At 68.4% G+C, this 7,725-nt stretch carries 7 protein-coding genes; 4 read left to right on the plus strand and 3 right to left on the minus strand.

Going from position 1 to position 7,725, the window contains the following annotated elements; genetic code table 11:
- Window positions 1-106 precede the first annotated feature (106 nt).
- On the minus strand, window positions 107-514 hold the full coding sequence (locus tag ACH4FX_RS42165) for an SMI1/KNR4 family protein (protein WP_398487124.1): 408 nt from the start codon (window positions 512-514) through the stop codon (window positions 107-109).
- Between the two features lie 206 nt (window positions 515-720).
- Between ACH4FX_RS42165 and ACH4FX_RS42170 the strand changes: the two genes are divergently transcribed.
- On the plus strand, window positions 721-1,419 hold the full coding sequence (locus ACH4FX_RS42170; protein ID WP_398487125.1) for a hypothetical protein: 699 nt from the start codon (window positions 721-723) through the stop codon (window positions 1,417-1,419).
- A gap of 883 nt (window positions 1,420-2,302) precedes the next feature.
- A complete protein-coding gene (locus tag ACH4FX_RS42175; protein ID WP_398487126.1) occupies window positions 2,303-3,094 on the plus strand; it encodes a hypothetical protein in 792 nt (263 codons plus the stop codon).
- A 135-nt stretch (window positions 3,095-3,229) separates the two neighbouring features.
- On the opposite strand, the gene ACH4FX_RS42180 is transcribed toward ACH4FX_RS42175, so the two are convergent.
- Together ACH4FX_RS42180 and ACH4FX_RS42185 are read right to left on the minus strand one after the other, a co-directional pair.
- Window positions 3,230-3,820 (minus strand): DNA/RNA non-specific endonuclease, encoded by a 591-nt coding sequence (locus ACH4FX_RS42180; protein ID WP_398487127.1) that lies wholly within the window; start codon window positions 3,818-3,820, stop codon window positions 3,230-3,232.
- Between the two features lie 852 nt (window positions 3,821-4,672).
- Window positions 4,673-5,545 (minus strand): poly-gamma-glutamate hydrolase family protein, encoded by an 873-nt coding sequence (locus ACH4FX_RS42185; RefSeq protein ID WP_398487128.1) that lies wholly within the window; start codon window positions 5,543-5,545, stop codon window positions 4,673-4,675.
- A 539-nt stretch (window positions 5,546-6,084) separates the two neighbouring features.
- Here ACH4FX_RS42185 and mobF point away from each other — a divergent pair.
- Window positions 6,085-7,215, plus strand: a complete 1,131-nt coding sequence (gene mobF, locus ACH4FX_RS42190) for a MobF family relaxase (RefSeq protein WP_398487129.1) — start codon at window positions 6,085-6,087, stop codon at window positions 7,213-7,215.
- The gene (locus ACH4FX_RS42195; protein WP_398487130.1) at window positions 7,164-7,565 is read left to right on the plus strand and encodes a hypothetical protein; all 402 of its coding nucleotides are present in this window, start codon (window positions 7,164-7,166) and stop codon (window positions 7,563-7,565) included. Before mobF ends, ACH4FX_RS42195 begins: the two co-directional genes overlap by 52 nt.
- Window positions 7,566-7,725 lie beyond the last annotated feature (160 nt).

Consider the following 7,725-nt stretch of genomic DNA (forward strand, 5'->3'; position numbering starts at 1 on the left):
TGGGACCGCCTCACCTTCGGCGGCAACATCACCGGGACCGGCAGCAAGCCCTACCGACTCGCGCACACCCAGGCCCGCAGGGACGAAAGCCCCGAAAGCTGAGTACTCAGTCCCGCCACCAGTCCCCGGAGTCCGCCAGGGCTCGACGCAGGTAGTCGTCCAGTCCGTTCGCCGCCCAGATGCGCCCGTCCGTCTCGTGATCCCAGATGAACACATCGTCACTCAGCGGGACCCTGACAAAGGCGAACTGATCTCCGCCGGCGTTGTCACCGAAGAACATTAGCGGCTCGAAGGGCATATAGAGCTCGGCGAAGTCAGCTGAGGCGCGGAAGGAGGCGTTCTCTTTGGCGATCCGCTCGGCACTCCACACCACGTCGGTGTCGTAATGCCCGCGCACACCATTGCACTCGCGGAGCAGGGACGAGAGATCCTCGGGAAGCGGCTGGCCCAGCACACGCTCGACCTCGGCCAAGGCCTCGCTGGTCGCAGGCTCGGCAAGCTCTGCGTCTGCCATCACATCCAGGATCTGTGCACGCCACATCCGGCGAGCGTCTCAGGACCACGAAGATCACGACAAGCCGATCATGCCGCCAACGGCACACACGCGCCCCGGAGTGACATCGAAACTCACCGACATCCCATCCCGTCAAGATCAGCAAGTGACATCCGTACTCACCGACAAGCGACACTCGCCGACATAGTCACCCGCGACGGGGTGACATGGTTGAGGATGGAGCCGGGGAGAGCGTGCCCGCGCTGTTCTTACCCGAGTACACCCCTGTGCTGCGCGACCGCTTCGCCGCTGACGGCTACCTGCCCCTGCCCGCTTTGGTGCCACCTGAAGTGCTGCCGGTTATCGACAGCGAGGTAAGACGGCTGGGAAAACTTGCCGTACGTCGGGACTTCTCCATGGAGTGCACGGACCGGTCACCCCGTCACATGACCACTCTCGGCGGTCATGCCATCGCCCAGGACTCCGAACTGATCCCACAGCTGTACCACGACGAGCATCTGCTCGACCTCCTTGGCCGGCTCGCAGACGTTCAGGTCGTCCCAGTGAGCGACCCCCTCGAACGCCACGTCATCAACAGCCTCCATCAGCAAGGCGACACCCACGGAGCTCACACCGACGACTACCCCCTGGCCCTGGTGCTGTTCATCGAAGCACCGGCCGACCCCACCCACGGCGGGCTACTGGAATATGCCCCCTACGCCATCGACCTGAGCGTCCTCCAGACCAATGCCGCCAGACGGGCCCACCACCGGCCCGGCGACGGCTACCTCCTGCGCAGTGACACCACGGCCCACCGCGTCGCTCCTCTGCGCCGTCCCGGCCTGCGCCGTACGGTGCTCAACTTCGCCTACACGACGCCGGGCCGGCAACGGGCTGTGACACCCTCCGCCTCCCTGCTGTACTGACCACAGCACCGTCATCAGCTGTCTCACGGTGCGACGGAGGCAAGGTTAGGCGAGACGGGAAAGTGACCGTCACTTCTGTCCCGTCTCAGTTGATCTCGTCGGTGGGCGAGGCTGTGACCTGGGGTGATGCAAGGACAGATGGTGCCTGTGCGCGAACCCCCTGATCCATTTCGCTGATCGTTGGCGGTCCCTGAGGGGGCGGGGGTGGCTCGTGCGCCTTTGCTGTGCGCCGCCGTGCTGCGGGAGGATTTTCTGTCGCTCCGTTGGCTGCGGTGTCAGTCGACCACCCCGCAGTGGGGTATGGCCGCCGCTCTCGCCGTACGAGTCCGGGGTGGGGCTGCCATGGGCCCATGACGGCCGGCCGTGCCGCTTCGCGGCTCGGGGAACAGCCGCAGCCGCCGATGATGCTGACGGCAGAGAGCTGGTCATTACCGACGACGCCGTAGGGAAGTTGCCGTGGGCGTTCCTTGGGTACGGCTGCCATGGGGTAGTGCCTGCTCTGTTCACGTAGAAGTTGCCGCAGGCGCCGCCGCCGGACAGCCAGGCGCTGGCGTCGGCCTGTCCACCCCGACGCAGCCCGCCCACGGTTGGGCGAGGCCCTCCACGCTGCCTGTGCCCACGAGACGCAGGCGATCTGGTGATGTCCTAGTAGGCAGCCTGTGGTCTCTGCGGCGCCGCTGCCGCGCGCACCGGTGGGGCCCGCAGCACCGGTCTCAGAACGGGGGGATACGGCCATTTCGTGCGCCCGCTGGTTGGGCGCACGGGTGATCGTTTCTGCGGTGAAGAGGTTGGCCATCCGGGTGAGAGCTGGCTGGTGGTGGCGCCGGAGCGGGGACATGGCCGCTACCCGGGGGGCAACGCACTCAATCCGAGGGAGTCAGGGATGACGACGGAAGAGTTGCCGCAGACGCCGGAGGGTGTCGTGGCTGGGCCGGAGGACGAGTGGGGCCAGGCCTACAGTTGGACGCCGTTGCTGGATGCGGCCGGCATCAGCGATCCTGCCATCCAGCTCAATCACGGCACGACCATCGTGATCTACAACAACACTGGCGGCACGCTGTACCTGCTGGAGAAGTGGATCGATCCCAAGAAGGAAGGGGACTGGTCGACCGGCAACGGGGTCAACGGGGAGTACCCCTATGGTGTGCCGCCCAAGACCATCGACAAGGGCGCCAGTGGCCGCATCCAGCTCACCACCGGCGGGACCGTGGGGATCCACGGCAAGATCACGTACGCCGACACCGAGAAGCGGACTATGCGCGGATCGGAGTTCACGTTCGAGTTCGACAACGTCCCCAACTACAAGAACGACTACTCCCTCCAAGCCGGCCTTGTCAGTACCCAGAAGTCTTTCGAGCTGGGCTTTCTCGACGGCAATGGCAAGTGGTTCGTCACCCATGACGACAAGTCCTGGAACTCGGACACGCTCGGCAAGGGGCTGATGGCCATCATCGGCATCTGCGTGAACGGCCACCAGGACACGGCCGTCTCATGGCCGGCGATGGGCGAGCGCCCCGACAAGAAGGCGAAAGCCTGCGCGGACTACCGCAAGCTGGCCAAGAAGTATCAGGGCAACGGCAAGAAGATCGTCAGAATGTGGAGGGACGGCAGGATCGGTGCCCTGGCCGGCGCCTATCTCGGCATGGTGTGGGCCTGCACCGGCTGGGACGAATAACCGCCGGCAGGCGCGGCCCCACCGCTCCCAGGCGGCGGTCTCACAGGCTGCCTGACTTCTGCGGGTGGCCCGCCGGCCGTCCGGCGGGCCACCCGCGGGCGGTGGCTCAGGACACCGTTCCGCAGCCGTTCGCCTTCAGCCCGTCGTTGAGCTTCTTTTCAGGGCGGACTCCTTTTGCTTGGAGATGTCCTCGTTGGGGATCACCAGCTTGATCTCCGATCCGGTGCCGCCCTTCTTTTTCGGGATCATCGAGACGGTGAAGCTGCTGGGCACCACCGACTTGGCGTCCGGATAGGCCACCTCGGACTGGTAGAAGGTCTGGTCCTTCGCGGCGTCCTTGGGGTCGATGCTTTTTTTCGCGCCGTTCTCGAACACCTTGTAGATCCCGATGTTGATCTTCTTGCGCATGGGCACCAGATTGATGCGCCTGCTGACGCCCTCGAGGGTGCTGGCGATCAGGTGACCGCCGTCGTAGCCGCCGCCTCCCCAGCCTCCGACCGTGGTCTCGCACTTCGACCGCGGTGATTTGCCCGCCGACAGGGTCAGGGCCGTGGCACGGTCAGGCCGCTCGGCCGCGTCGATGTGGTATCTCCACACGGAGCTGACGGTCTGCCCCGCCCGCTGCGTCAGATACCGATCGCACGGGTATTCCACCCGCCAATCCGCGGCACTAGGAGGTACCGGTTCCCCGGCCGCCGCAGGTGGCACGCCCAGAACCACAGTCACTGCTCCGGCCACTCCCAGTGTGGAAAGGTGGCGCCCCCGCCAGCCCGCCGAGCGGGCCGGACGCGTGGACAAAGAAGGCGATGAGCCGTACACACCGGCGGCTATGGCGGGGCGCTTACCGCGTTGTCTCCGGCAACCGTTGGCTGTCGCAGTATCACCACGGCGCGATGCAGATACGCGCCTGGTGCCGATGGGCCGCGCGAACGAGTCGCGCGGTGCGCCATATGCGCGTTCGATGGCGGAGGCCCAGCCACTGTGGCCCTCTCCGAGTGGCGAACGCGATGACGAGGCGACCTCCGGCCACCCTGAGAGTGCGGCGGCGCCGACCTCGGCGGTCTCGGTGCACTGACCGGCGGCATCACCATTGCGGGCTGGCCACCACAGCGCGGCGAGCCGTGGTACGAGCTTGCCGAGGACGGCCCCTCGCGCCGGCGCACCCGCTACCCGCAGATGTTCAGCCGCTGACCGGACCGGCCGCCCTGGACCGGCGGTCCGGGCCGCCGTCGTTCGCGCTGCCCCGGGGGAAGGCCGCCCGCGTTGTCGGTGGGTGCTGGGAGCCTGGTCGTTATGGACTGGGACAGGGATGAGGAGTTGCTGCGCGGCCGGGTCTACGGCACGGACTTCGACGACCCGCACCCGGGCCCGCGGCCGGGCCGTACGTACGCCGAACTGGCGGGTCCGACGTCGCTTCACCCCACACGGCCCCGGGCCCCGGCTCCGCCGGCCCCATGGGACCGCCGGTGCCTGCGGGGAACGAATCGCCCAACAGGCACCGGCCCGCGCCGACTGCCGACTCACCTCATCCTGACTCACCTCGTCCCGCGGTCCGGCACGCCGTCACGGAACGACCTCTCAGAGAATGACCTGGTCGGAGCCGGCCTCCAGGCGGGCGATCGCCTTACGGCACGCGCCGACGAACTTCTTGAACTCGTCGTTGGTGCTGCCGGGGCGCCCGGCCAGCGTGTCCTTGTCGAAGAAGGACGCGCGCAATTCGGTGCTGAGTTCCAGCTGGCCGCCCTTGCCGAGCATGGTGCGGTTGCAGGGATTCTCGGGATTGACGCCGGCGAGGTCCGGGAAGTCGTCGCCGTCCACCGTCTTGTAGTGCTTGCCCAGCTCCTGGTGCAGCAGTTTCTTGAAGGCGGCATTCAGACCGCCGACGACGACCACCTTGGGGTCCTGTCCGCTGCGCACACCGGCCTGTTCGGCACTGCAGCCGTGCAGGCTGAGAACGTTGAGGCTGGAGGCCGCCATGGATATCGCGACATGGTCGTCGCAGTGCTTCGCGGTGACGTGCAGTTCGCGGTTGGAGCCCAGGTTCATGCTGGGCAGCCGCAGCCCTTCGAACATCCAGTAGTCGTACATCGGCTCGCCGGGGAAGAGGGCCTCCAGGGTGTCGGGCTTGTAGCCCGCGATGCCCAGGCACAGTTCGGAGGTGCCCGTTTCTATGCCGCCGCCGTGCATGGCCATGATCGTCGTGCGTTGGTACGGGGATCTCTCGCCCCGCTCGTTGTCGAACAGTTCATGCCGCTTGTACCGGCGCCCGTATTGGATGCCCTCCTGACCGGAGAGCGTCTTGTACAGGTGTGTGTTGGAGTTGAAGAGGTCCCCTTTGGAGGTGGCACGGGCCTCGGTGGCCCCCATGCCCGTCATCACGGGAGTGCTGCTGACGGCCACCGCTCCGAGCGCGGCGGTGAGGACAGTACGACGGTTGAAAACAGGTGACATGTCGCACATCTTTGCCCACGCCGCCGCTGGCGCCAACGCTGGGGTCGGTGATCCCCTGCCGGGGCGGGCTACGGGCCAATTCCGCCGACATGGGCCCGCGTCTCCTGGCAGTAGCCCGCGCAGCGGCCGGCCCGTCCAGTGGGCGAGGACGGGGATGGGGGAGGGCGGGGGCGGTGAGCCGACCTCGGCGGTACTGAGGTACTGGAGAGGGCGGTGAGGTGTCGCTGAAGACGGTCAGCAGGCCGTCGAGCCGCTGGGTGGGCGGGGGCGATGCCTGCAGCTTGGCCCGCTCGGCGGAGGCTCGCCGTTCCTCCCACAGGCCGAACGTGACCAGGACCCGTTATGCAGGTATGGACCGTGCGTTCTGCTACGAAGTCTTCGCCCGCGGCGGCCCGCCCGCCCTGGACACCGCCCTGACGCAACTCGCCGACCGTCTGCCCCAGGAGCAGTGGAAGCCGTCCGCAACGCGGCCACCCAAGCCCTGGAGGACCACGCGGTCGCCCTGCAGGCACTTCTTGACCGCAGGCAGGCCACGGTCCGTGACCCTGCGCGAGGCCGTTGTCGGCGACGGCCGCCGCCCGGCGCGCACGCCGCTGCGCGAGGCCCAGGAGCAGGCCGGTGTCCCGGCCGGGCGGTGGATGGGCCGCGGCCTGGCCGTGCTCGGGCTTGCGCCGGGTGAGGAGGTCACCGAGAGCCAGCTGCGGAACCTGTTCGGTGAGCGGGGCCACCACTCGTACGCCGTCCGGATCGAGGCCGTCCGGCTCGCCAGGGGCGAGTCCCCGAAGAAGGCGTTCAAGGCCGGCGCCCTCGGACGCCGGGTGATAGTGACCGGTGTCGACTTCGTCTTCCGGTCGCAGCCGACGATCTACCTCCTGTGGGCGCTGGGGGATGAGGAGACCCGGCGGGTGATCGAGGCCGCGCGCGAGCGGGTGATCGAGCGGGTGCTGGAGTGGATCGAGGACGAGGTGGCGGTGATCCGGTACGGCAAGGACGGCATCTACCGGGTCCGGCCGCCCGGCGGTCTGGTCGCCGCCCGCTTCCGCCACTACGAGGCGCGCTCAGGGCGACCCTTGTTCCACGACCATCTGCTGCTGTCCGTCGAGGGGCAGCGCCTGGACGGCATGTGGGTCTCGATCCACACCACGGCCCTCCACGAGAACACCGTCGCCGCCTCCTTGCTCTACAACGAGCTCGTGGCCGCGGAGGTCTGCCAGGAGCTCGGGCTGGCGACCGAGCCGTGCACCGTCACCCCGGGACGCCGGCCGGTGATGGAGATTGCCGGGGTGCCGCACGAGCTGATCCGCTGGACTACCCGCCGCAGCGACCAGATCGCCGCCTGCCTCACCGAGCTGGAGCACGAGTACGTCACCGCCGTCGACGACGACGGCGAGCCGCGGTTCCTGCCCGTGGTCTCCGGGAGGGCCCGCGCCAAGCTGAACCGGATCGCCGCCCGCAAGACCCGCCCGTCCAAGCAGACGGCCCGGCCGTTCACGCAGCTGCGCGAGCGGCGGAAGACGAGCGCGATCCTCACCTGCGGGGTGGCCGCCGACATCATCACCTCCCTCCCCTCGAGTACGCCCGCGCCGCGGCTGCGGCAATCCGGGCCCGGGTCGCCGCCGTGGCCGACGTCGTCCTGGCGGCGGTCGACGTCACCGCGACGGTGTTCGTGATGAACGGCGGCGGCCGCTTCCACCGCCGGCACCTGCTCGCCGAAGCCTGTCGCCACCTCGCCCTCGTCCTGCGCGGCCGCCGCCGCGACCCCGGCCTGGACGACCAGATCGTGGCCGCCGCCATCGCCACCCGCTGCCTGGACATCAGCGAGCCGAAGACCGTACGCGGCCTGGAGGCCGGCTACCGCCTCTCCACCGCCCGGTGGTCCCTGTCCGACCTCCCCGCCCGCCGCCACCCACCCCCTCATCCGACCCGGACCGGCAGCCCCCGGCCGACCCCGGCGAGCCGGCTGCGCCCCGGCCCCCGGGCCAGGATGCGGGGGACTGGGAGATCCCCCGCATCCCGCTGAGCGGTGTGGCGCGGTACATGTACCGGTGGCTGGGGCACCGCCTCCTATGTGGTGGGGCACCGCCTCCTATGTGGTGCTGAGGACCGTGCGGGCGTTTATCAGCCAGCGTGTGAATCCCGTCTTCAACGCTTCCAGAGTTGCGGCGTGTCGAACGAGTGCG

The sequence above is a fragment of the Streptomyces sp. NPDC018019 genome (assembly GCF_044327805.1).
Taxonomy (GTDB): domain Bacteria; phylum Actinomycetota; class Actinomycetes; order Streptomycetales; family Streptomycetaceae; genus Streptomyces.